This is a genomic window from Pandoraea horticolens, assembly GCF_902459555.1.
Taxonomy (GTDB): Bacteria; Pseudomonadota; Gammaproteobacteria; order Burkholderiales; family Burkholderiaceae; genus Pandoraea; species Pandoraea horticolens.
Window position 1 is genome coordinate 1 of record NZ_CABPSM010000064.1, and the last position, 630, is coordinate 630.

1 protein-coding gene is annotated in these 630 nt (G+C 56.7%); it reads left to right on the forward strand.

Annotated elements, in window-relative coordinates:
- Positions 1 to 370 (forward strand): transposase (locus tag PHO31112_RS27040; RefSeq protein ID WP_150624808.1); only part of this gene is annotated, 370 nt, incomplete at its 5' end.
- Between the last annotated feature and the right edge of the window lie 260 nt (positions 371 to 630).

Here is a 630-nt window from a genome sequence, read left to right on the forward strand (position 1 = left end):
GACAGCAACAGCGCTTCTGGCGTCGCTCAACAATGCATCGCACTTCGACAGTGGCAGGCATTTCGCCGCCAACATCGGCTTGGTGCCTCATGAACACAGCACCGGTGGGCGACAGCGGTTGTTTGGTATCAGCAAAAGAGGAGATCGCTATCTGCGGATGCTGCTAATCCACGGTGCTCGCAGTGCGCTTCAGTGGGCGCACAAGCGGACTGACCGGATTCTTCGCTGGGCCGCCGACCTTCAGCAACGCAAAGGCACAAACGTAGCCGCCGTCGCGCTGGCGAACAAGCTTGCCCGAATCGTCTGGGCATTACTCGCACATGGCCGCCGATATGAGTCGGCGCACGTCTCAAGCATGACCACGCACTGAGTTTCACGGCCACAACATTCTGCCAAGGTTGCGAAGGAACGAGAGAAAGATGCACAACAGGTAAAACTGGCGTTGAGGAAATCCGGTTAGCGTACTGGCATTCAAAGCCGATATCGTATTTGGAACTCGACGCGCGCACTGCATTGTGGCCAGAGCACTTCGGTGCTCACCCGTAGGCCGGATAGATACGCGCAATCTTTACCCGTTGGTCATCGACGATCGTCCCTTGCAAAACGGGTGGAGTCCATAGATACGCTAAG